21 protein-coding genes and 5 pseudogenes are annotated in these 24200 nt (G+C 30.9%); 16 read left to right on the forward strand and 10 right to left on the reverse strand.

The genetic code is table 11. The features are described from left to right. Nucleotides 1-14 precede the first annotated feature (14 nt). Nucleotides 15-380 (forward strand): DUF1304 domain-containing protein, encoded by a 366-nt coding sequence (locus AC0L4B_RS00455; RefSeq protein ID WP_473438087.1) that lies wholly within the window; start codon nucleotides 15-17, stop codon nucleotides 378-380. A 9-nt stretch (nucleotides 381-389) separates the two neighbouring features. On the opposite strand, the gene AC0L4B_RS00460 is transcribed toward AC0L4B_RS00455, so the two are convergent. Continuing rightward, a complete protein-coding gene (locus tag AC0L4B_RS00460; protein ID WP_473439468.1) occupies nucleotides 390-665 on the reverse strand; it encodes a winged helix-turn-helix transcriptional regulator in 276 nt (91 codons plus the stop codon). A gap of 157 nt (nucleotides 666-822) precedes the next feature. On the opposite strand from AC0L4B_RS00460, the gene AC0L4B_RS00465 reads away from it, so the two are divergent. Next, nucleotides 823-1341 (forward strand): VOC family protein, encoded by a 519-nt coding sequence (locus tag AC0L4B_RS00465; RefSeq protein ID WP_473438088.1) that lies wholly within the window; start codon nucleotides 823-825, stop codon nucleotides 1339-1341. Between the two features lie 44 nt (nucleotides 1342-1385). On the opposite strand, the gene AC0L4B_RS00470 is transcribed toward AC0L4B_RS00465, so the two are convergent. Beyond that, nucleotides 1386-2057 (reverse strand): uracil-DNA glycosylase family protein, encoded by a 672-nt coding sequence (locus tag AC0L4B_RS00470; protein ID WP_473438089.1) that lies wholly within the window; start codon nucleotides 2055-2057, stop codon nucleotides 1386-1388. Between the two features lie 128 nt (nucleotides 2058-2185). Between AC0L4B_RS00470 and AC0L4B_RS00475 the strand changes: the two genes are divergently transcribed. Next, entirely contained in the window at nucleotides 2186-2323 is a 138-nt protein-coding gene (locus AC0L4B_RS00475; RefSeq protein WP_473438090.1) for a 30S ribosomal protein THX, read from the forward strand. Between the two features lie 284 nt (nucleotides 2324-2607). Here the strand turns inward: AC0L4B_RS00475 and yaaA are convergent. The 3 genes and pseudogenes from yaaA to AC0L4B_RS00490 all read right to left on the reverse strand — a co-directional run bounded on the left by yaaA (nucleotide 2608) and on the right by AC0L4B_RS00490 (nucleotide 5289). Further along, a pseudogene (yaaA, locus tag AC0L4B_RS00480) lies at nucleotides 2608-3365 on the reverse strand (peroxide stress protein YaaA). Nucleotides 3366-3683: 318 nt separating this feature from the next. After that, nucleotides 3684-4724: an RluA family pseudouridine synthase gene (locus AC0L4B_RS00485; RefSeq protein ID WP_473438091.1), complete on the reverse strand. Its 1041-nt coding sequence runs from the start codon at nucleotides 4722-4724 to the stop codon at nucleotides 3684-3686. Between the two features lie 10 nt (nucleotides 4725-4734). Continuing rightward, nucleotides 4735-5289 carry a PASTA domain-containing protein gene (locus AC0L4B_RS00490; RefSeq protein ID WP_473438092.1) on the reverse strand — a complete coding sequence of 185 codons (555 nt, stop codon included), beginning with the start codon at nucleotides 5287-5289 and terminating at the stop codon, nucleotides 4735-4737. Between the two features lie 126 nt (nucleotides 5290-5415). Between AC0L4B_RS00490 and AC0L4B_RS00495 the strand changes: the two genes are divergently transcribed. Next, a complete protein-coding gene (locus AC0L4B_RS00495; RefSeq protein ID WP_473438093.1) occupies nucleotides 5416-6390 on the forward strand; it encodes a D-alanine--D-alanine ligase in 975 nt (324 codons plus the stop codon). A 19-nt stretch (nucleotides 6391-6409) separates the two neighbouring features. Further along, nucleotides 6410-6866: pseudogene (gene coaD, locus AC0L4B_RS00500) on the forward strand (pantetheine-phosphate adenylyltransferase). A 77-nt stretch (nucleotides 6867-6943) separates the two neighbouring features. On the opposite strand, the gene AC0L4B_RS00505 reads toward coaD, so the two are convergent. Then, a complete protein-coding gene (locus AC0L4B_RS00505) occupies nucleotides 6944-8605 on the reverse strand; it encodes a SulP family inorganic anion transporter (protein ID WP_473438094.1) in 1662 nt (553 codons plus the stop codon). A 96-nt stretch (nucleotides 8606-8701) separates the two neighbouring features. Here AC0L4B_RS00505 and AC0L4B_RS00510 point away from each other — a divergent pair, with 96 nt between their 5' ends. Next, on the forward strand, nucleotides 8702-10435 hold the full coding sequence (locus AC0L4B_RS00510; protein ID WP_473438095.1) for a M14 family metallopeptidase: 1734 nt from the start codon (nucleotides 8702-8704) through the stop codon (nucleotides 10433-10435). Between the two features lie 211 nt (nucleotides 10436-10646). Here AC0L4B_RS00510 and AC0L4B_RS00515 read toward each other — a convergent pair whose 3' ends face one another. Together AC0L4B_RS00515 and AC0L4B_RS00520 are read right to left on the reverse strand one after the other, a co-directional pair. Then, on the reverse strand, nucleotides 10647-13172 hold the full coding sequence (locus AC0L4B_RS00515) for a T9SS type A sorting domain-containing protein (protein ID WP_473438096.1): 2526 nt from the start codon (nucleotides 13170-13172) through the stop codon (nucleotides 10647-10649). Between the two features lie 168 nt (nucleotides 13173-13340). Beyond that, a pseudogene (locus tag AC0L4B_RS00520) lies at nucleotides 13341-13921 on the reverse strand (NUDIX hydrolase). Nucleotides 13922-14041: 120 nt separating this feature from the next. Between AC0L4B_RS00520 and pyrE the strand changes: the two are divergent. Continuing rightward, complete coding sequence (pyrE, locus tag AC0L4B_RS00525) at nucleotides 14042-14686, forward strand: orotate phosphoribosyltransferase (protein WP_473438097.1); 645 nt, start codon at nucleotides 14042-14044, stop codon at nucleotides 14684-14686. Between the two features lie 63 nt (nucleotides 14687-14749). Beyond that, nucleotides 14750-15157 carry an SRPBCC family protein gene (locus AC0L4B_RS00530; protein ID WP_473438098.1) on the forward strand — a complete coding sequence of 136 codons (408 nt, stop codon included), beginning with the start codon at nucleotides 14750-14752 and terminating at the stop codon, nucleotides 15155-15157. On the opposite strand, the gene AC0L4B_RS00535 is transcribed toward AC0L4B_RS00530, so the two are convergent. Beyond that, nucleotides 15141-15866, reverse strand: coding sequence for a biotin--[acetyl-CoA-carboxylase] ligase (locus tag AC0L4B_RS00535; protein ID WP_473438099.1), 726 nt, complete (start codon nucleotides 15864-15866; stop codon nucleotides 15141-15143). The genes AC0L4B_RS00530 and AC0L4B_RS00535 overlap by 17 nt on opposite strands. A gap of 95 nt (nucleotides 15867-15961) precedes the next feature. Here AC0L4B_RS00535 and rsfS point away from each other — a divergent pair. From rsfS to AC0L4B_RS00565, 6 genes and pseudogenes are all read left to right on the forward strand, one after another. Next, nucleotides 15962-16331 (forward strand): annotated as a pseudogene (gene rsfS / locus AC0L4B_RS00540) (ribosome silencing factor). A gap of 9 nt (nucleotides 16332-16340) precedes the next feature. Continuing rightward, nucleotides 16341-18305: an ATP-dependent zinc metalloprotease FtsH gene (gene ftsH, locus AC0L4B_RS00545; protein WP_473438100.1), complete on the forward strand. Its 1965-nt coding sequence runs from the start codon at nucleotides 16341-16343 to the stop codon at nucleotides 18303-18305. 114 nt (nucleotides 18306-18419) lie between these two features. Continuing rightward, nucleotides 18420-19026: pseudogene (locus AC0L4B_RS00550) on the forward strand (LUD domain-containing protein). 4 nt (nucleotides 19027-19030) lie between these two features. Further along, nucleotides 19031-19852, forward strand: coding sequence for a phosphatidate cytidylyltransferase (locus AC0L4B_RS00555; protein ID WP_028289206.1), 822 nt, complete (start codon nucleotides 19031-19033; stop codon nucleotides 19850-19852). Then, the gene (locus tag AC0L4B_RS00560; protein ID WP_473438101.1) at nucleotides 19842-20492 is read left to right on the forward strand and encodes a phosphatidylserine decarboxylase family protein; all 651 of its coding nucleotides are present in this window, start codon (nucleotides 19842-19844) and stop codon (nucleotides 20490-20492) included. The genes AC0L4B_RS00555 and AC0L4B_RS00560 overlap by 11 nt, the downstream gene beginning before the upstream one ends. A gap of 3 nt (nucleotides 20493-20495) precedes the next feature. Beyond that, complete coding sequence (locus AC0L4B_RS00565) at nucleotides 20496-20762, forward strand: acyl-CoA-binding protein (protein ID WP_473438102.1); 267 nt, start codon at nucleotides 20496-20498, stop codon at nucleotides 20760-20762. A gap of 134 nt (nucleotides 20763-20896) precedes the next feature. Here AC0L4B_RS00565 and pafA read toward each other — a convergent pair whose 3' ends face one another. Beyond that, a complete protein-coding gene (gene pafA / locus AC0L4B_RS00570) occupies nucleotides 20897-22558 on the reverse strand; it encodes an alkaline phosphatase PafA (protein WP_473438103.1) in 1662 nt (553 codons plus the stop codon). A gap of 110 nt (nucleotides 22559-22668) precedes the next feature. On the opposite strand from pafA, the gene AC0L4B_RS00575 reads away from it, so the two are divergent. Further along, a complete protein-coding gene (locus AC0L4B_RS00575) occupies nucleotides 22669-23409 on the forward strand; it encodes an MlaE family ABC transporter permease (protein ID WP_473438104.1) in 741 nt (246 codons plus the stop codon). Beyond that, the gene (locus AC0L4B_RS00580; protein ID WP_028289201.1) at nucleotides 23406-24173 is read left to right on the forward strand and encodes an ABC transporter ATP-binding protein; all 768 of its coding nucleotides are present in this window, start codon (nucleotides 23406-23408) and stop codon (nucleotides 24171-24173) included. The genes AC0L4B_RS00575 and AC0L4B_RS00580 overlap by 4 nt, the downstream gene beginning before the upstream one ends. The last annotated feature ends 27 nt before the right edge of the window (nucleotides 24174-24200 follow it).

The following is a 24200-nucleotide window of genomic DNA, read 5'->3' on the forward strand; positions in this document are numbered from 1 at the left end:
AATTAACTATTATTATGGAAATACTTATAAAAACAATCATTGCTTTTGTAGCAATTTTACACTTATATTTTTTATACTTTGAAATGTTTGCTTGGGAAACTACAGGTCGTAAAGTCTTTAAAAATTTTCCTAAAGATTTATTTAAACCAACAAAAAGCATGGCTGCTAATCAAGGTTTATATAATGGTTTTTTAGCAGCAGGATTAATTTGGTCTTTCTTAATTAAATCTCCAGAGTGGTCTTCAAATATTGCTGTTTTCTTTTTGGTCTGTGTTACTGTAGCAGGTATTTATGGAGCATTAAGTATTTCTAAAAAAATATTTTTTATTCAAGCATTACCAGCAATTATAGGTGTTGTTTTAATACTTCTAAATAGCTAATTAGAAGCGTTAAATTGTACTATCTGTTTTACCCCAAGTATCTAAACCTCTTAATATATCTTCTAAAGATTGACCTCTAGAGGTTAGTTTATATTCCACCTTTGGAGGCACCACTGGGTAAATTTTTCTAGATATCAAACCATCTTTTTCTAATTCTCTAACCGTTTGTGTAAACATTTTATTAGAAATACCAGGAATATGCTTTTGTAAAATTCCTGAACGTAAAGCACCTTCTAATAAATGAAACAAAACTAATGGTTTCCACTTTGTACCAATTAAATCCATGGTATAATGTAATGGACAGGTCACATTTTTTTCAAAACAAAAATATTATATTATTAAAAAACAGCAATTTACTCGTTTAGGTAACTATACTACTTTTAGGTAAGCTATTGCTTATTAGGCAAATATAAATTAATTTTACAGTCTAAAAACAGAGTATATGAAAAATAATAAAGATTATCCAAAGTCCTTTTCACATATTGGACTGACTGTACCTAACATAAAAGAGGCTGTAAAATTTTACTCTGAAGTTATGGGATGGTATATAATTATGGAACCATCGGAAATTAAAAAAGAAAAAGATACTGCTATTGGCCAAATGTGTATTGATGTTTTTGGTGAAGACTGGGAGACTTTTGAAATTGCGCATTTAGCAACTTCAGATGGTGTTGGAGTTGAGTTGTTTTCTTTTCCGCATGGAGTTAAAGAGGCACCAGATTTTAATCCTTTTAACACAGGTTTATTTCATTTTTGTATTCAAGATCCTAATATTGAAGATTTAATTGAAAAAATTGTTGCCTATGGTGGTAAACAGCGCATGCCTATTAGGGAGTATTATCCTGAAAACAAACCCTTTAAAATGTGTTATGTTGAAGATCCATTTGGGATTGTATTTGAGATATACACACATAGTTACGAGTTAACTTACAGCTCTGGTGCTTATCAAAATAAAAACTAATTTAATTATTAAAAAACGTAAGTCTAAGGTTTACGTTTTTGTTTTTATAGATACTCACGATACTGCATCACCCTAAAATCAAAAGTATTAAACTTTGGGTCTTTAGCTTTTAATTGTTTGTACAATGGATTACTACCAATAGCAATATTTGCTGCTCCAGACCCAGAAGTTAAAGAGACTGTTTTAATAATCCTATTGGGCTTATTAGTTTTAGTGGGTAATTCAAATTGATGAATTTTAGGCGTGATTTTACTTACCAAGTTCAGTTTTATATTGTAATCTTTTATATGTTTCCTGAAAAAATATTCAGGACCATTTTTGCTATTTCCTCCTGTAAATAACAAAGTGTCTATACTTGGATATTGCTTCAAATATCCAATAACATCTCGCAATTTTATATTAAGCATTCCTAAATCTGAAGCATCAACTTTTTCGCGTTGCGCACTATCTACAATATCGCAAACACCTATTTTATGTGCTATTAAAAACTGTTTACGCTGGTCAATTGCTTCTTGACTATTATCATACAACAAACCCAAATCATGAATTTTATCTATATATAACCACAAGCTATTAAAGTAACTACCATAGCAAAAGTCCACATCTTTTTCTAACAATTCTCCTGTTGTAAAACGTGGAGGTGGTAACGTCCCAACGATTAACTTTTTGGTATCGTCTTTAATAAATGGAGCGTATGGATGTTTATGATTAAACATAGTGTTTACAAAGATTTATAACAATTTTAAGTTTTTAATCTTGGTTAAAAATAGTGGTTTTGTTACCTTATAGGAAGTAATTAATTTAAATATTTTCACTTACGTGGAAATTAAAACAACACTAATCTATGGGAAAAGGAGATAAAAAATCTAAAAGAGGAAAAATAAACAGAGGTACTTTTGGTACCAGACGACCACGTATAAAAAAACGAGTAAGACCTGAAACTAAAATTGATATTGACAAAAAAGGAACGGTTAAACCTTAAACCTATTCCCTATTTTTTTACCAACTACAAATGCACCATAAACTGCTAATATTAGTATTACTATAGTCCCAAATACATACAATGGATATAGGATTGTATTACTATTAGAGTTTAAACACAATGTGTCTGTAATACATACAATTACTTCTTGATCATACAACATTGGTAATACAAAGCTAACTACTAAAAGCACAGCAATAACACTAAACAAATACACCACGTTTTTGTTTTTTTTAGGTTTACCTGTTGCTTTAAATAAATTGCGTTGCGCTTCTGTACGCTTATTATCTTGTAAAGACCAAGTTTTTTCGGTTGAGAGGTTGCCATCAAATTGGTAATTATTGTAGTTAAACTGTTTTAAGTCGTCAATAGTTTTTGCATTAGTTTCAATAACATATTTAGCCATTAAACCTCTTGCTTCTTTAGCATAAAACGAAATAATTTTAAGTTTACCATTTTTAAATTCTTTAAAAGTTACATCTATAACTGGCACTTTAAGTGCTTTGGTGTTTATGGCTTTAAAATACTCGTTTGATGCTAGGTTTAAAAATAACTCGTCATCTTCTAACTCTTCATTTAAAGACTTTACAATGTCTTCTTTCCAGAATTCGTATAAATTTTTATTACTTTCAACTGGTAACTTAGTTCCCATTTCTAGTCGGTAAGGCTGCATTAAATCTAATGGTTTAAGCACTCCATATAATCCTGATAAAATCCTTACTGTATTTTGCATTAAGTCTATTTTATCTTCAGGCAAGTTATAAGCATCTAAACCTTTATAAACATCTCCATTAAAAGCATAAACCGCTGGTCTTGCATTGTCTTTAGTAAATGGTAAGGTCCAGTCTTGATTACGATCGTAATTAAGTTGTGCTAATTTATCGCTAATATGCATCAAGTCTGATAAATCTTGAGGTTTTTGTTTTTTTAAAACAGCATTTAGGGTTTTAGCTTGTTTTAAAAATTGCGAATCTGTAGTTTTTGTTGTTGGTAATGTTGACTCAAAATCTAATGATTTTGCAGGAGATATAACTAGTTTCATGTGCTGTAAATTTAGTGTTGTTTTGCTTTGCAGCAATACTTTACATTGGTATATAATGCGTAATTATATACTAATTGTTAATTTTTGTTGATACGAAATTACAAATAACCCTTTGGTTTTAAAAGCTGGATCTATAGTAATTTACAATACTAAAATTTAATTTTACTATGGAAAACTTGAGTTGCGTTAGCGATAGAAATGGCATCCTTTTTTTGCTGCCATATATGGCAAAAAAAGATATAATGGATAGCGCGACCCTTAAGCTGATCTCAAAATCAGGTTAGGGGTAACGTCCAAATTTGTAGTGTTATGAGTGTATTATTCCATGTGTTTAGAGTAGCCTCTCCATTTTTCGATACACTGTTGTATATCGTCTGGAATTGCAGACTCAAAACTCATAAATTTATTGGTAGTTGGATGCACAAACCCTAATGTTTTTGCATGTAGAGCTTGACGTGGTAGCACTTTAAAACAATTATCTACAAATTGTTTGTACTTGGTAAATGTGGTGCCTTTTAGGATTAAATTACCTCCATAACGCTCGTCATTAAATAAGGTATGTCCTATGTGTTTCATGTGGACACGTATTTGATGCGTGCGACCTGTTTCTAGCTTACAGCTTACTAATGTAACGTAGCCTAAACGCTCTAAAACTTTATAATGTGTGACTGCTGGTTTACCTTTATCTGCATCGTCATCTAGATACACCGTGTTTTGTAATCTGTTTTTTGGATGACGTCCAATGTTACCTTCTATGGTACCATCTTCTTCATCCATATTTCCCCAGACTATAGCGACATATTCACGCTCGCTAGTTTTGGCTTTAAATTGTGCAGACAGATGTGCCATAGCGACTTCTGTTTTTGCTACAACTAACAATCCTGAAGTGTCTTTATCTATCCTGTGGACTAATCCTGGACGATCACTTGAGTTGTTTGGAAGATTATCAAAATGAAAAATCAAGGCATTTATTAACGTCCCTGAATAGTTACCATGTCCTGGATGTACTACCATTCCTGCTGGTTTGTTAACCACTAGTAGTTGATCGTCTTCATAAACGACATCTAAAGGAAGATCCTCTCCTACCAACAGATTCTCGTGTGGAGGATACTCGAAACGTACTTTTATAACGTCTTCTGGTTTGACTTTGTAATTGGGTTTTACCGCAACTTCGTTTACAAAAATACTTCCGTTTTTGGCTGCATCTTGTATTTTGTTACGTGTAGCATTTTCGATTTTGTTCATTAACCATTTATCAATTCGTAATGGTTTTTGACCTTTATCTGCTACAAAAGAATGATGCTCGTATAAGGTATCATTATCTTCTTGTTCTGGTAATTCTGGTGTGTAATCGTTCATTATATAGTATTTATGGACGGTTACCATTTCCTAAAACAACATCTATTGCTGTTGTTTTAGGTAGTTTTGTTCCTGGTTTTAAAACTTTGCCTTGATAACGTAAACCTAAAACCATGTCCTTACCAATGTTGTCTATGTATGTTTTTTTACCCACTTTAAATCCTAAAGCTTCTATCATTGGCTTAGCTTGTCTGTAGGATTTTTGATATAAATCTGGTACTGCTATTTTACGATATCCTGATGGATTTAAAGTAATATAAATTTTACGGTTTTCTTTAACTTGCTCATTAGCTTTTGGATCCTGGTCTATTACAGAAAACTTTGGGTAATTAGGGTTAAAATTAGCCGAATCCTGAATTTGCATTACAAGATTGTTTTTTTCTAACTCTATTTGTGCTACTTTAATTGATTTACCTTTTAACTCTGGTACAGTTTCAAACTCTCCATTATTTGTGGTAATATCTAACCATTTTAATATTATAAAACCTAGCACAAACAAGGCAACTATTGCTATTGCTAATTGCGTAAAAAACGCTTTACTTTTAAGAAAACTTATGAAACTCATTTAACTAATTTTTGTAGGCAAATATATAAAAACTAAAAGGTTTTATCTTCGGAATAAAATAAATGATATTTTTACAAAACGAATATTATAACTGTTTATTGGATATCTGATATAATTTAGATTTAAATGAAAAAAAACATTGCCATAATAATGGGAGGTTATTCTAGCGAATATAAAATCTCTCTTGACAGCGGAAACGTTGTATATCAAAACTTAGACAACACTAAATACAATGCATATCGCATTCATATATTTAAAGATAAATGGGTTTATGTTGATGATACTAATACCGAATTTACTATTGATAAAAATGATTTTTCAGTAACCATTAATGGTGAAAAAACGACTTTTGACTGTGTCTTTAATGCCATACATGGTAGTCCTGGTGAAGATGGTTTTATGCAAGGTTATTTTAAACTTCTAAATATACCTCACACTAGTTGTGGCATGTATCAAGCTGGATTGACGTTTAACAAACGTGATTGTTTAAGTGTTTTAAAACCTTACGGAATACTAACTGCTGAGAGTTTTTACATCAATTTAGGAGATACTATAAACGAAGACGCTATTATTGACAAAGTAGGTTTACCATGCTTTGTTAAAGCTAATAAAGCAGGTAGTAGTTTTGGAATTAGTAAAGTCCATAAAAAAGAAGATTTACAACAAGCAATCAATCATGCTTTTAAAGAGGATGACGAAATTATAATTGAATCTTTTTTAGACGGAACAGAAGTGTCTGTAGGTGTGATTACCTATAAAGGCGAAACTAAAGTATTACCAATCACAGAAATTGTAAGTGAGAATGATTTTTTTGATTACGAAGCTAAATACTTAGGTAAATCCAACGAGATTACTCCTGCTAGATTAACACAAACACAAGAAGAACAAGTTAATACTGTTGCTAAAAAAGTTTATGAGGTTTTAAAAATGAAAGGCTTTTCTAGAAGCGAATTTATATTTAAAAACAACCAGCCACATTTACTTGAAATAAATACTGTACCTGGTTTAACGACTGCCAGTATCTTACCACAACAGGCTAAAGTTGCAGGTATTACTATGGAACAATTATTTAGTAATGCCATAGAAGAAGCTTTAAAATAACATCTAATTTAAACAAAACATGAGACGCGCAATTTTCCCTGGATCCTTTGATCCAATAACCCTTGGACATTATGATATTATTAAACGTGGTGTCAAACTATTTGACGAAGTTGTGGTTGCAATTGGAGTGAATTCTGAAAAAATACATGTTTTCTTTAGAAGAAAGACAACGTTTTTTAGAAGAAGCCTTTAAAGACCAACCAAAAGTAAAAGTTGTAACTTATAAAGGTTTGACGATAGATTTTTGTAAAGAAATTGATGCTCAGTTTATTTTACGTGGATTACGTAATCCTGCAGATTTTGAATTTGAAAAAGCTATTGCACACACCAATCGTAAGTTATCAAAAATCGAAACTGTGTTTTTATTAACTGCTGCAAGAACTAGTTATATATCATCTTCAATTGTTAGAGATGTTATAAGAAACAATGGAGACTATACCGTTTTAGTTCCTGATAGTGTTAGACTTAAAGATTAAGCATTAATCCAAACATAAAAAAAGCATAACAATTTAAATTGTTATGCTTTTTTTTATGTTTTAAGCTTAAAATAATATTAAAACTTATATTCTGACAAAGGATTAGGAAACTCCTCTGGATTAGCTGCTAAATGGTATCTAGGATCGTCTATATCCTCTACAACTACCTCTCTAAACTTTGGACTTGATTTGTATAGTAACACTTTACAATCTTCACTTAAATGTTTTAATCGTATTTGCTTTCCTTCTTTTTCATATTTTTCTACCAGATTAAAAATAGCTTCTAATGCAGAGTGATCACTTACTCTAGATTCTACAAAATCAATTTCAACTTTATCAGGATCGTTTTTAATATCAAATTTTTCATTAAAAGCTTGAATACTTCCAAAAAATAAAGGTCCCCAAATTTCGTATACTTTAGTTCCATCTGACTTAATACGTTTTCTAGCTCTAATTTTTTTAGCATTTTCCCAAGCAAATACTAATGCTGAAATAATGACTCCAATAAATACTGCTACAGCTAAATCCACAAAAACAGTTACTAACGATACTGTAATTAATACTACTGCATCAGATTTAGGGATTTTCTTTAATATTCTAAAACTTGACCAAGCAAAAGTTTCAATAACCATCATAAACATAACACCAACTAAAGCTGCAATTGGCACCATTTCTATTAATTTATCTGCAAATAAAATAAACGACAGTAGTGTTACAGCCATCATAATACCAGACAAACGTCCACGTCCACCTGCATTAATATTAATTACGGTTTGTCCAATCATTCCACAACCACCTGTTCCTCCAAATAGACCAGATACAATATTTCCTGCTCCTTGCGCAACACATTCTCTGTTTCCATTACCTCTGGTTTCTGTTAACTCGTCCACAAGATTCATAGTCATTAAAGATTCAATTAATCCAACTGATGCTGCTAAAAATGCTGGTAATGCTATAAATTTTAAAGTATCTAAGTTAAACGGTAATTTTTCCCATAGTTCCATATTTGGTGTTGGAAACTCTCCTTTTAAACCTGTTCCTCCTCCTTCAATAATATATGATCCTACAGTAGACACATCCATATTAAATCCAATAACAATAAGACTTGTTACTAATATAGCTGTTAAAGCTGCTGGTAATTTTTTAGTTATTTTTGGTAATCCCCAAATAATTCCCATGGTTAACAATACTAAACCAATCATGATGTATAATTCTGTGCCTTGCATGAAAGTACTAACATACTCTTTAACACCTGCTTCCGATACTTGTAATGATTTATGTGAAAACATTTTTACCTGTGCAATAAATATTACAATTGATAAACCGTTAACAAATCCCATCATAACAGGATGTGGAATCAAACGTACAAAGCGACCTAATTTAAAAACACCTGCTAAAATCTGTATTAAACCCATCAACACCACACAGGCCATAAGATAGAAAAAACCCATATTTTCAATAGGTGTATCCATTAACATCCCTTTGGTATGTCCATCTGCAATCATGGTTACAAAAATTACAGCTACAGCTCCTGCTGCTCCAGATATTAAACCTGGACGCCCACCAAAAATAGCTGTTATTAAACCAATAATAAAAGCACCTGATAAAGCCATTAATGGATCTATTTGTGCTACAAAAGCAAATGCTACTACTTCTGGAATCATTGCTAATGATACTGTAATACCTGCTAAAACGTCGTCCTTTGCATTTGGGACTATTTTTCTAATAAACTCTGTCATTGTCTTCAATTTTAGAAGCTGCAAAAGTACGCTTAATTCCAACAATCACAAGTCTATAATATTATATTTGTATAACCCTTATTAAAAAAACTTTCAATGAAAAAAATTTTAATGCTATTCCTGGTCTTTATGTCTTGTCAACCTAAACTTAAAAAAGACTTTGATTTTACAACTGTATTTGAAGAATCTAAAGGATTAGAAACCGCAACCTACCAACAAACTATTACATATTATAACAATCTAGCAATTGCTTATCCTTCAATATCCATTGACTCAATAGGCATAACAGATTCTGGACGACCACTGCATATAGTTACTTTAAATCCTGATAAAAATTTTGATTTTGACTCTATAAGAAATGACAAACGTATTTTATTAATTAATAACGGGATACATCCAGGAGAATCCGATGGAATTGATGCTACTATGATGCTGTTTAGAGATATTGCAAATGGAGACATTAAAATGCCTAAACACACTGTTTTAGCTACAATCCCAATTTATAATGTTGGTGGTAGCTTAAACCGAAATACATCCACCAGAACCAATCAAAATGGCCCTAAAGCTTATGGTTTTAGAGGAAATGCTAGAAACTATGATTTAAATCGTGACTTTATAAAAAGTGATACCAAAAATGCAGAGACATTTGCTAGCATATTTCATTTAATACAACCTGATGTTTTTATAGACAATCATGTTAGTAATGGAGCAGATTACCAATATACTTTAACACATTTATTTACACAACATAACAAATTAGGTGGTTTATTAGGAGATTATCTTCATAATACAATGCAACCTAATTTAGAGGATAATTTATCAAAAAATAATTGGGATATTACACCTTATGTTAATGTATTTAATACTGTTCCAGAAGCAGGTTTTAGTCAATTTATGGACAGTCCAAGATACTCAACTGGTTACACCACATTATTTAATACTTTAGGTATGATGGTAGAAACACATATGCTAAAACCCTATAAACAACGTGTTGAAGGGACTTATCAATTAATGAAAACGATGATTGATATTATTGAAAACGATTACACAAAAATTAAAGACTTACGTCAAAACGCTACAAAACAATTAATTGCAAAAACTACTTATCCATTGCAATGGAAAATTGACACCACAAAATCTACAACTTTAAATTTTAAAGGCTATGAAGGTCATAAAATACAAAGCAATATTACTGAAGCCAAGCGTTTAAAATATAACCGAAAAGAACCATTTACTAAGCAAATTAACTATCAAAATTACTTTACACCAAGTTTAGAAGTCGTAATACCAGAAGCATATATAATACCTCAGGGTTGGTGGTCTGTTGTTAAACGATTAAAATCTAACAACGTTATTTTAAAACCTTTACAACAAGACTCTACAATTATGGTACAATCTTATAAAATTGATGATTATAAAACTAGAACAAATGCTTATGAAGGACACTACCAACATTATAATACAACGGTAAAAACAACTACAGAAAAATTGATTTTTAAAAAGGGAGATTATATCATAGATACCAATCAATATGCTTTTAGATATTTAATGGAAACCTTAGAACCTCAAGCACCTGATTCTTTTTTTAATTGGAACTTTTTTGACACCATTTTACAACAAAAAGAAGGATTCTCGCCATATGTTTGGGAAGATAAAGCCGAAACTATTTTAACAAAAAATCCTAAGCTGAAAAATGATTTCAATCTAAAGAAAGCTAACGATTCTGATTTTGCTAAAAATTGGTATGCACAATTGGATTGGCTACATAAACATAGTAAAAACTATGAAAAAGCTCATTTGCAATATCCAGTTTACAGAATATTAAAATAACTTTATATAGCTATTTAAATGTTTCATAATTACTTTAAAATCTAATACTACTTTATACTATATAGTAATTCAGTTTAAAATATTGACTATCTAAAAAATTTAGACAATAAGTTAAACTCTAAAACTAACCATACCTTAAGCTTTAACTAAATTTAAAGCAAAAAAAACCGTTACAAATTGTAACGGTTTTTTTTATTATCTGAGATAATGACTACTTTTTAACCATTATCTTTTTAGTAATATTCCTTACTTCAGAGTTTAACTTAAGAATGTAAAATCCTACAGCTAATTCTGATGTATTAACTACGTTTGAATTACTAGATAAACGTCCTGCAAGTACTTTTTTACCGTTTATATCTATCATAGAGTAATTAAGTGTTTCATCTTTTAATAAATCAACTTTAATATTTAATTGATTTACTACTGGATTAGGAAATATATTAACCTCTGTAGATAATTGTTTTTCTATAAGCGGTATATCTTTTACTTGATTTACAGACACACTACTGTTTCTGTCTGTTGATCCAACAACTATTACCATTAATGGGCTTCCTACTTCATCTAAATCTGCACAAATTTGATTATTAGTAATTAAGTCTAAAATATCAAACGCTGTTGTTGTTCCTAAGGTAATAGCATTTAAATTAAAAGTCTCAGGATTGTAAGCTAGAGTATGTACTTTATAAAAACCACCAACTTCAGGAATTGTTAGTTCTTGTGTGTTACTGTAACCCTCAATTACTAAGTCATCTCCTTTAGTCAATAAAGTACCTAATTGATAACCATTAGGTAAAACTGCATCATTGTTTAGATTTACGGTAACTGTTACAGAGATTCCTGGTGACACAATTGCTAAACCAGTTGACAAGGTAGACGTTCCTGCTGAAGTTGCTTCGCATTCTAATACATCTACTAAAAAGAAAGTCACCTCTTGTACATCACATAGAGTTGATGAAGCGTCATCTCCTGCAAATAATTGAGTTTCAATTTTGAAGTTACCAATACCTAAATCCCAACTAGTTTCTGTTGTTGGATAAGCATAAGGAAAAGTATTATCTGTAATAACAGTTGTAACATCTGTATCTAAATTTGTTATTGTAGTTGTAGTACTTTCAGAAGCTCCAACAACTAATGCATCAATATAAAAATCTGAAGGTAAATCTGAAATATTATATGTACCACCTTCAGTAATTGTAACTGTTTCTGATCCATTTGAAAAAGCAAAAACATCTAAATTCCCACAAGGTTCTTCGCAATTAATTGTGAATGTCACACAAGTGTTAGCGCATTCTGTTCCATTGGTGTTATTCTCTGTATATATACTTGTACATAATTGAAATGTACCACAACCATGAGACCAAACCGTGTTTGTTGCTCCTGGATATGTGTATGGTACTGCATTTTCAGTTTTATTAAAAACTTCACCTGTATCAACATTTGTTAAGGTAAAATATGCACTTTCAAGAGGTCCAGAAGTTAACAAATTAACATTAAAATCTGAAGGAAGATTTTCTAAATCATAACTTGATCCATCTACAATAGCAACTGTTGCGTCAGAGAAGTTAGAAAACTCGAATCCATCTATTGTTCCACAAGGATCTTCACATGTAATTGTAAATGTCATACATGCCGAATCACATTCTGTTCCATTTGCATTATTAGCTTGATATATACTCGAACAGATTTGAAACGTACCACAACCATGAGGCCAAACTGTGTTTGTTGCTCCTGGATAAGTATAAGGCACTACATTTTCAGTTTTATTAAAAACCTCTCCTGTATCGACATTTGTTAATGTAAAATATGCACTTTCAAGAGGTCCGGAAGTTAACAAGTTAATATTAAAATCTGAAGGAAGATTTTCTAAATCATAACTTGCTCCATCTACAATTGTAATTGCAGTATCAGAGAAGTTAGAAAACTCAAATCCATCTATTTGACCACAAACAGTATCATTTATAGTAAAGTAAATAATTTCTTTATCACACATTGTACTTTGACAGTAGTTGTTTTCAAAAATCTTACCTATTAACTTAAAGTCACCTGTACCATAACTCCATGCAGCATTACCTCCTGGAATAGTGTAAGGTAAATAGTTTTCGCCTACATTAAAAGTTTGACCTGTTGTTAAGTTTTTTAATTTTAAGCTAGCACTTTCTGATTGACCATCTACTAATAAATCAACATAAAAGTTATTAGGTAAAGCATCTAGCTCATAAACACTATTATTTGTTATTGCAACACTTTCGGTTCCGTTTGTAAATTGGTAACCTGCAATATCTCCACAGGTTTGAGCTGGAGCACATGAAATATTAAATCTAATAGTTTCACTATCACAATAATTACCACAGCCATTATATTTATAAAGTTTTGCTTTAATTTCAAAATTTCCGCAACCATAATTCCAAGCGCCATTTCCTCCAGGAAAAGTATATGGTAAGTGATTCTCAGAAATAGCATATGATTGACCTGTATCTAAATTTCTTACATAATATTTAGCACTTTGTGAATAACCATTTACCAATAAATTGATATAAAAATTGTTTGGCAAATCATTAATATAATATGATTGATTATAATTTATTGCTGTTGAAGTTGTTCCGTTAGAAAACTGAAACCCTGAAATAGAACCACAACGAGTGTCTTCTAAGCCATAGGATTGAGATGAAAAAGCGAAAGCAAATAGCATTAATAACGCTTTAAAAACAAGCGTTTTTTTGGGTAGTTTTTTATACATACTTTTAGGGTTTTGGATTAATTACATTTACAATTGCAAATCTAATTAACAATATTTTCCTACAGTAAAATATTGGCTTAAGTGTTAAAAACTAGGCATTAAAAGATAAACGGTCAAATTGTTAAGACCAAACGCAGCAATGTAGATTTTAACAAAAAAATAAGATTTTTAAAATAATAACTTAATGTTAGCATATGAGTTATTTAAAGCTTGTTTAGCAGATTTTTCATCCAGCCATTCTACTTTAGTAATACCTTCGTTTATTTGAGGTTGCAACTCCCCTTCAAAATTAGAATGCATTTCAAACCAATGTGTGATTTTTAACTTAGATTTACCATTCCTTTTAAAAACATGATAAGTAACAGGAAGCGATTTTATTATTTTCAAACCATCAACACCTGTCTCTTCAGCAACTTCTCTTATAGCTGTTTCTTCAATGGTTTCTTTTTTTCGGCTTTACCTTTTGGTAAATCCCATTTGTCATTTCTGTATATAAATAAAATGTCACCTTTATTATTTAACACTTTTCCTCCTCCTGCAACAACATTTGGTAGTTTTTTCTTAAAAGCTTTCATTAACTTGTCATTATCATGACCTATTAGTCTAACAGAATTAATAGACTTTTTAGATATAGTCTGTAAAACCAAATCAATATTTACATCTTTAAGTAAAAAGTTTTTAAAGTCTGTTTCTTTTTCAACTGTGGTTGTAAGATATATTGGCTTATCGTTAACAAAAATACATTGCATAAAAAATAGTGAATCAAGTTTAGTTAGGTAAAAATATCAAAATTAATGACATGGTTTGCAGTTGTAATTTATTTTAAAATTAATTTTAAGTCAAATTAAATAAATCAGTATTTTTGCTCTATGATTTTTAATAAACAAACTGCCAGACAAACCGCTAAAGTATTATTGCAAATTAATGCGATTAAACTACAACCAAAGGATCCTTTTACTTGGGCTTCAGGTTGGAAGTCGCCAATATACTGTGATAATCGCGTCGTATTATCTTACCCTCTAGTAAGAAATTACATTAGAGAAGAAATAAGTAAATTTATAGAAGAACATTATGGCAAACCAGATGTAATAGCTGGAGTAGCAACAGGTGCAATTGGTATAGGAATACTAGTAGCAGAATACCTAGGCTTACCATTTGTATATGTACGTCCAGAAGCTAAAGGTCATGGTCGTAAAAATCAAATTGAAGGTCATATAGAAAGTGGACAAAATGTAGTTGTCGTAGAAGATCTTATTAGCACAGGTAAAAGTAGCCTTAATGCTGTTAAAGCTTTAAAAGAAGCTAATGTTAACGTTAAGGGTATGATTGCTATTTTTTCTTATGGTTTTGAAGTTTCTAAAAACAATTTCGAGTCAGAAAACATTACTTTACACACATTAAGTAATTACGAAAACCTTTTAAAAGAAGCAGCTTCAAGTAACTATATTTCTGAAAAAGAAATAGAAACATTAAGTCAATGGAATGCCAACCCAAGTGTTTGGAACGCTAATTGATATAGTAATATTAATTGTGTAAAACACAATCAAATTTTAAACTTAATTTAAAGACCATTAATAATGACATTAGAAAGCCCTAAAGCAATCCTTGATAAATCCGCAGAAGACACGTTTAACTTTTTAAGCGATGTTAAAAACTTTAAAAGCTTAATGCCAGAAAACATAAGCAAATTTGAAGTTTTAGGTGAAGACAAATTTTTATTTGCACTTAAAGGAATGCCTGAAATAGTATTAAAAAAGAAAGAAATGACACCTAACAGTAAAATTGTTTTAGGTGCTGCAGGAGGCAAAATTGACTTTGCTTTAATTGGTAACATAAACGAAATTGAGGCTAACAAAACAGAAGTTCAATTAACTTTTGAAGGCGAGTTTAATGCTATGATGGCAATGATGATTAAAAAGCCAATTAGTAAATTTATTGAGACTTTAGCTGCAAATATGCCTGAAGCAATTAATACAACAGCTTAATAGTTTTTAAATCAAAGGTTTTTAGTTCTTGATCTTCTATCATGACTTTCAATAAACCTTCATTAGAAACTCCTTTTATAATACCAGAAAACAAACCTTCTTCAGATTTAAATGTTGAAGGTTTTTCTTTTCTAAATAAATAAGATTCATAATTGTGTTTTAAAGCTGAAGTATCATTTTCTAAAAGCTTTAATTGTATTTCAAGGTGTTTCAATATTAATTGTAAGATTTCATCTAAATCATAATTCAACCCTGTAATTAATTTTAATGATCCTGCTTGAGGCAAATCTTCAAATTTAAGTTGATTGACATTTAAACCTACACCTACTATTGAAGACACAATATGACTTTGTTTTATGACATTTTCAATTAAAATACCACATATTTTTTTATTAGCTGACAAAATGTCGTTAGGCCATTTAATACTTAATTTAGGGATTTGTAAAGTTTCTAAAGCTTTAATAATTGCTAAAGACACAGCCATGCTAATTTTAAATTGGTCTTCAAACTCAAACTGCTTAAAGCCTTTGTACACACTAAACGTTAGGTTTTTAAAAGATTCTGATTGCCATGCAGATCCCATTTGGCCTCGTCCTTTAGACTGAGTACTTGTAACAACAGTTGTAAAATCTTGAACAAAACTTTCCAAACTTAGATTACGCATAAACCTATTTGTGGATTCAGTGGCATTAAGTTTGATTATACGCATATTAAATAGTTATCTTCGTATTGTAAAATCTTATGATTTTTTTAGAGTATAAAGAACTTAAAAATAATAACTTTGCACAAATTTAAATATTATTAATGGCGAAAAAAGATTCAAACGTAGACGCGCTAATTGCAACAATGCTAGAAGGCATAGAGGATGTTAAAGGAAAAGGAATAAACATTCTTGATTTAAGAGAAATTGAAAACACGGTTTGTGACTACTTTGTAATTTGCGAAGGTACTTCTAACACTCAAGTTAACGCCATTGTCAATTCAATACAAAAAAGTAAGTAAATCATTAAAAGATAAACCTTGGCATATTGAAGGTGAATCTAATGGTGAATGGGTACTTATGGATTACGTAAACGTAGTTGTTCACGTTTTTCAAAAACACATAAGAGAATATTACGATATAGAAAGTCTTTGGGGAGATGCTAAATTGACCGTTATCGAAACAAATTATTAAACACATTACATGGCTGATAAAAACAAAAAAATAGCACCAAAAAAACCTAAATTTAATCCCTATTGGATTTATGGAGGTATCATAATCTTTTTTATAGCACTTCAAGTATTTGGTAGTAGCTCTAGTAGTGCCGAAAAAACTTCGCCTTCACAATTTTTTGATTATTTAAGAAATGGTGATGTAGAAAAAGTAGATATCGTTAACGAAACTACTGCTAAAGTTTACCTTACTAAAGAAGCTGAAGCAAAAGAAGAACATAAAAAATCTAAGCCGACTTCAATTTTTCCAACAACAACAAAGTTACCTAACTACTCTTTTCAGTTTGGTGATTTAGCATTGTTTCAAGAATCTATTGATGATATTAATAAAGAATTAGGTAAAGACAATGCTGCTCAAGTAACATTTAGTATTGATAGCAATCCTTGGGGAGAACTACTTTTTAGCCTATTACCTTTTGTTTTACTTATTGGTGTTTGGATTTTCATTATGCGTCGCATGTCCTCTGGAGGAGGTGGTGGAGCTGGTGGACAGATATTTAATATTGGTAAATCTAAAGCCAAATTATTTGACGAAAACTCGCAAGTAAAAACAACCTTTAAAGATGTTGCAGGATTAGAAGGCGCAAAAGAAGAAGTTCAAGAAATTGTTGATTTCTTAAAAAACCCAGAAAAATACACCAATTTAGGAGGTAAAATACCTAAAGGAGCCTTATTAGTAGGACCTCCAGGAACAGGAAAAACCTTATTAGCAAAAGCTGTAGCTGGTGAAGCTAAAGTGCCATTTTTCTCTTTATCAGGATCAGATTTTGTAGAAATGTTTGTTGGTGTTGGAGCCTCTCGTGTGAGAGACTTATTTAAACAAGCTAAAGAAAAATCTCCTGCAATTATTTTTATTGATGAAATTGATGCTATAGGACGTGCAAGAGGTAAAAACGCAATGTCTGGTAGTAATGACGAGCGTGAAAACACGCTTAACCAATTACTAACTGAAATGGATGGTTTTGGAACTAACACTAACGTTATCGTTTTAGCTGCCACAAACAGAGCTGATATATTAGATAAAGCATTAATGCGTGCAGGACGTTTTGATAGACAAATACATGTAGATCTTCCAAACTTAACTGAGCGTAAAGCAATATTTGAAGTACACCTTAAACCACTAAAAAAAGTAGCTGGTTTAGATATAGAATTTTTATCAAAACAAACACCAGGGTTTTCTGGAGCTGATATTGCAAACTTATGTAACGAAGCTGCTTTAATTGCTGCAAGAAACAATAAAAAAGCTGTTGAAAAGCAAGACTTTTTAGATGCTGTTGACCGTATTGTTGGTGGACTTGAAAAACGTAGTAATTTATTTTCTGTAGAAGAAAAGAAAACTATTGCTTATCATGAAGCTGGACACGCAACAGTAAGTTGGTTTTTAGAGCATGCAGATCCATTAGTAAAAGTAACTATCGTACCAAGAGGTCGTAGTTTAGGTGCTGCATGGTATTTGCCACAAGAAGCTTACATTACAAGAACTAGTAAATTTTTAGACGAAATCTGTGTAACAATGGGTGGACGTGCTGCCGAAAAAATAATATTTGATCAAATATCTACAGGTGCTTTAAGCGATCTTGAAAACGTGACCAAAAAAGCAAAAGCAATGGTTATGATATACGGATTAAATGAAAAGGTAGGAAACATAACCTATTATGATCCTGCAGGAGAAAGTGGTTTTGTTAAGCCTTACAGCGAAAAAACAGCTGAATTAATTGATAACGAAATTAAGAATATTGTTGAAACTCAGTTTCAACGTGCTTTAGATTTATTAGAGTCTAAAAAGGATGTCCTTAACAAGTTAGCAGAACGTTTAATTGAAAGAGAAGTAATTTTTAAGGATGATTTAGAAGAAATTTTAGGAAAGCGTCCTTTTGAAGATATCGATAGAAAACCTTCTGAAAAACTTTTACCTGAAAACAATTTAGAGAACTAAACATTTTCAGTTTATCATAATATTATCAAAAATCTTAGATTATCGCTTTAGATAGTCTAAGATTTTTTATATTTGATAATCCCTACAATAAACCAAAGATTATAGCAGTGAATAATGAGCTTATTTAGAAAATTTTTTAGTTCTAAATCTCAAAAGGAAAAGGAAGAAACAAAGTCTGATGAAAGAGGCAGGTATATGCCTACTCAAGAGTTACCTATAGACGAAAGTTTCACGATAAATTTCAAAAAAATGGAGGTAAATTTTTATACTGTGATTCCATGGATGAAGTTTATGATAATTTAAATAATATTATTTTAGAAAATAATTGGGAAGACCATTCTGCTTTTTTTATGATGAAAATTTAAAGCATAAATTTAAATCTTCGCAATTAAAAACATGTCAAATACTATCACAATGCACCTATTTTCTTACTACCTGTGAAAATTTGATTGCAAATGATGGATCATTACTAGTATGCTCTAATCAATTGGCTGAGAAAAAGTTAAACGAATTTCCGAATAATGTTATCGTATTCGCCACTACAAGTCAAATTGTCTCAAACATAGGTGAAGGCCTTAGAGAAATTAAAAACAAAAACACTTCTAAAATACCTACAAATATCACAACCATAAAACATTTTAAATTACAAGAGGAAAAAGACTTTTTATCTTATGGAAGCAGTACAAAAAACTTATATTTGTTGCTTTTAGAAGACCTTTAGTTTTATGAATGAAACCCTTACAAGAGCACTCTCTGGATTCTTATACGTAAGTCTACTAGTTGCATCACTTTTAAACCAACATGCGTTTTTCGTGTTGTTTTTTGTGTTTGGAACCGTATCCTTAATCGAGTTCTGTAAACTGATTCAACTTAAAAGCATAGCTCCTTATATTATATTTACAATCTTATATGGTGTCTTTGGTTATTGGCAATTTGTAATGAGATCGGATAAAGGGTTTGATGAGGCTGCACAAATATTACAAGTCATTACAATATTTGTACAATTAATTTTAATTAAAGATTTATTTTCAGAAAAGAAAATTCCTTTATTCAGCTCTAAAAGGTTTATTATTACAACTTTTTACCTGTCCAGTGGTTTTGTTTTTTTATTACTTATCGCAAATCATAATGGCTCATTTACTCCAGAGTATATTCTAGGATCATTTATATTAGTTTGGGTAAATGATACATTTGCTTATTTAGTTGGAAAAAACTTTGGTAAACAAAAGCTATTTCCTAGCATATCACCAAAAAAGACGGTTGAAGGTTTTTTAGGTGGTTTATTTTTTGCAACTATTGCTAGTTATTTTATTTATATCTTTACTGAGACCTTAAGCTTTACTAATTGGCTGATTTTAAGCATAATTATTAGCGTTATTGGTACTTTAGGGGACTTAATAGAATCTAAATTTAAACGTCAAGCAAAAGTAAAAGACAGTGGTGTTATTATGCCAGGACATGGTGGATTATTAGACCGTTTTGACAGCATGATATTTGCTGCTCCATTTATTTATTTATTTCTAAGAATTTTAAAATATGTTTCATAAAGAAGGCTTTAAAATAATTGCAATTACATTTATGATTATTGCAATTTTGACTGTAATAATAGATCGTTTTGTATCTATACAATGGTTACAATACTTATTGTTTTTTACACTATTTGTATTTTTAGTATTAATACTTCAATTTTTTAGAAACCCAAAACGATTAACTGTATTAAGTGATAGTACTGTTGTGTCTCCTGTAGACGGAAAAGTAGTTGTAATTGAAGAAGTTTTTGAACCAGAATATTTTAAAGACAAACGTTTACAAGTCAGCGTTTTTATGTCTCCAATAAATGTACATGTTACACGTTATCCAATTAGTGGTCAAGTTGCTTACAGCAAATACCATCCTGGAAAATACCTTGTAGCATGGCATCCTAAAGCTAGTACTGATAATGAACGTACAACCGTAGTTGTTGAAAACCAAGCTTATGGTAAGGTTTTATATAGACAGATAGCAGGAGCTTTGGCAAAACGAATTGTTAACTATGCAAAAGAAGGTGATACTGCTGCACAAGGATCCGACTCTGGATTTATTAAATTTGGGTCAAGAGTAGATTTATATTTACCTTTAGGTACAAATATTAAGGTTGGTTTAAACCAAAAAGTTAAAGGAGGCGAAAGTATTATTGCCGAAATCTAGACTATGACTACCGAAGAATTAGATATCATTTTTGATGAGGCTGTAGAGCGAATTAATGCGCATACCGAACCTTTTCCTGCAGATTTTTTACTGCGTTTGTATGCCTATTACAAAAAGGCGACAAACAACTATGAAAGACCTAGCAGTAAAAAGCCTATCATAAATGCTTTTAAAACCAATGCCTTATTTCAAATTAAAAAGATTACGCCAGACGAAGCAAAAGAGGCTTACATAGAATTGGTAAACAACTATTTTTTGTATAGAAAATAAACATTAAAATAAATTTAATAGTATCCTAAACTAGATTAAAAAGAACAAGTTTCAATTACTATTAATAAAAAAGCAGTACCTAAACTAAGTTTAAGTACTGCTTTTTTTATCTAAACGGTTTTAATTATCAGTAATTATTTTTGTATCACAAACTCCAATGGTTTACCAGTCGCTCCATTTGGAAAACTAATTCCTAATAAAGCTGACATTGTTGGAGCAATATCTGGGATTGTAGTATGTTGCAAAGTGCTTCCTTTTTGTATACCATTACCATAAAACAATAATGGTACATGCGTATCATAGTTTAATGCAGAACCATGTGTTGACCCTGTTTTACTATAACTAATTACTGCTGGATCTAGCACAAATAAAACATCACCTGAACGTTTTTGATTGTAACCTTTTTGTAGCAAACTTTCAATTCCATTAGAAAATTCTGTATTACTCATACTTGCGGCTGTATACGCTTTATTAACACTTGGGTAATCAATAATAGTATTTACAATTTCTTGTTGTACTTGAGCTAAATTTAACCCATAATCTTTAATCACTTTACGATCCAAAAACACTTGATTATTACTTACGTTTTTGATTAGTTTTTCTGCTTTATGACTAAAAATCATAGTTTGATTTAAACGGTTTTTAAAATCATCAGTATCAAAATATCCTGCGGGAATTTTTACAGACTGCAAATAACTTGGGACCTGAACTGCTCCATGGTCTGAAGACAAAAACAAAGTGTAGTTACCTTGACCAACTTTATCGTCTAAGGCTTTTAATAATCGCTCAATATCTTTATCTAATCTTAAATAGGTGTCTTGTACTTCTTTACTGTTAACTCCAAAATTATGACCAACATAATCTGTACTAGAAAAACTAACTGTTAAAACATCTGTAAAATCATCTTGACCTAATTGCTCTCCTGTAATTGCTGCAATAGCAAAATCTGTAATAATGCTATTTCCGTAAGGTGTTGCTTTAATAATATCATAACCTCTATTATCTTTACTTAGTGCTTTTAAATCATAAGGAAACGTTGCTGTTTCTTTTCCTTTAAAACCACCTTCAAAGGTGTTTAAATCACTTCCACTTTCAGTGTAAGTATTTATATCGTATAATGTATTCCATTCTTTTAAATAACTTTCAGCCACAGCTTTATTATTAAAATCGTTTACCCAATTAGGTAACGTTTCTAAATAATAAGTACTTGAGATAAAACGACCTTGATCTGCTCCATGAAACCAATAAGCTGCATTTGCAGTATGTCCAGCTGGTAAGATCGCACCTCTATCTTTTACAGAGATACCAATGGTTTTACCTTTCATTTGAGTAAACAATCTGTTTTGATCTGCAAAAGATGTTGTTTTTAATCTATGAGGAGACATTTGTCCTGCTTTGTGAGTTGTACCTACGGATTGTACTGTTGTGTCTCCAGCACAATACACATAGCTATCAGACACTTTATCATACCAATTATTAGATATTATACCATGCATTTTTGGCGTAGTACCAGTATATATTGACGCATGTCCAGGTCCTGTATAAGTTGGCACATAATTAAAATGGTTGTTTTTACAATTAAAACCTTGATTAATCAAGCGTTTAAAACCACCTTCCCCATATTTGTTGTAAAATCTAGTTAAATAGTCATAACGCATTTGGTCCACAACAATTCCAATTACAAGTTTAGGTTTTGAATGCATAACTGATGCATTATTATCTGAAGTCACCACAGTTTTTTGTGCCTTACAACTTAACAGAAAACAAATAAAAAATAGGGATACTATCGTTCTCATGGTATTAAATTTAATTTTGAACCCCAAAAATACAGCTTTTAAAACATCTAATTTGAAAATAAGGTTAAATACATATTAGAATTTTATATTTTAGCGGTAACAAATAAAGCATGAATTACCTACACTATATTGGGACTTACTTTTTAATGGTTGTCGAAATGTTTCGAAAACCAACAAAGTGGTCTGTAATGAAAAAATTAATCCTAAAAGATGTCGACGATTTAATTATTGGCTCTTTAGGTATTGTTGCCTTTATCTCTTTTTTTGTGGGTGGAGTTGTAACTATACAAACAGCGCTAAATATTGACAACCCTTTAATCCCAAAAAGTTTAGTTGGATTTGCAACTAGGCAATCTATTATTTTAGAATTTGCACCAACGTTTATGTCCATAATAATGGCAGGAAAAGTGGGAAGTTTTATTACTTCAAGCATTGGGACAATGCGAGTAACAGAACAAATTGATGCTTTAGAAGTTATGGGTATAAATAGCTTAAACTACTTAGTGTTCCCTAAATTTATAGCATTAACCTTATACCCTTTTGTAATATCAATTTCAATGTTTTTGGGTATTATGGGTGGATTAGCTGCTTGTGTTTATGGTGGATATGCTACTATGCCAGACTATATTGAAGGTATCCAATTAGACTTTAAGCCATTTCACATGGCTTATGCATTTATAAAAACATTAATTTTTGCTTTCATTTTAGCAACTATCCCATCGTATCATGGTTATTACATGAAAGGTGGAGCTTTAGAAGTTGGTAAGGCTAGTACTACATCTTTTGTTTGGACTAGTGTTGTTATTATTCTTTTAAACTACATATTAACTCAACTACTTTTAAGTCAATGATAGAAGTTAAAAACTTAAACAAATCGTTTGGAGACGCTCATATTTTAAAAGGAGTTACTACTACTTTTGAAAAAGGAAAAACCAACCTTATCATCGGACAAAGTGGTTCTGGTAAAACTGTATTTTTAAAATGTTTGCTAGGATTATTTGACTATGAAGAAGGTAGTATTGCTTATGATGGGAAAATTTTTTCTAAACTAAGTGAAGACGAAAAACGATTGATTAGAGCAGATATAGGAATGGTTTTTCAAGGAAGTGCCTTGTTTGACTCAATGACCATTGCAGAAAATGTGATGTTTCCGTTAAAAATGTTTACCTCTCAAAGTAAAAGTGAAATGGAAGATCGTGTAAACTTTGTTTTACAACGTGTCAACTTAGAAAACGCACACCATAAAAAACCAAGTGAAGCTTCTGGAGGAATGCAAAAACGTGTTGCTATTGCTCGTGCAATAGTAAACAAACCTAAATATTTATTTTGTGATGAACCTAATTCTGGTTTAGACCCAAAAACCTCTATTGTAATTGATAACCTAATAAAAGAAATAACAGAAGAATACCAAATAACAACGGTTATAAATTCGCATGACATGAATTCGGTTATGCAAATTGGAGAGAAAATTATTTTTCTTAAAAATGGTTTAAAAGAATGGGAAGGCTCTAGATATGACATTTTTAAGACAGATAATGAAGCGGTAACGGACTTTGTCTATTCTTCAGAATTATTTAAAAAAGTGCGTCAGATGTACCTGGAAGAACGCAGTTAACACCTGTTTTTAGTTTTGGTAATCTTA

The sequence above is a fragment of the Olleya sp. NP1-10 genome, from assembly GCF_055804415.1.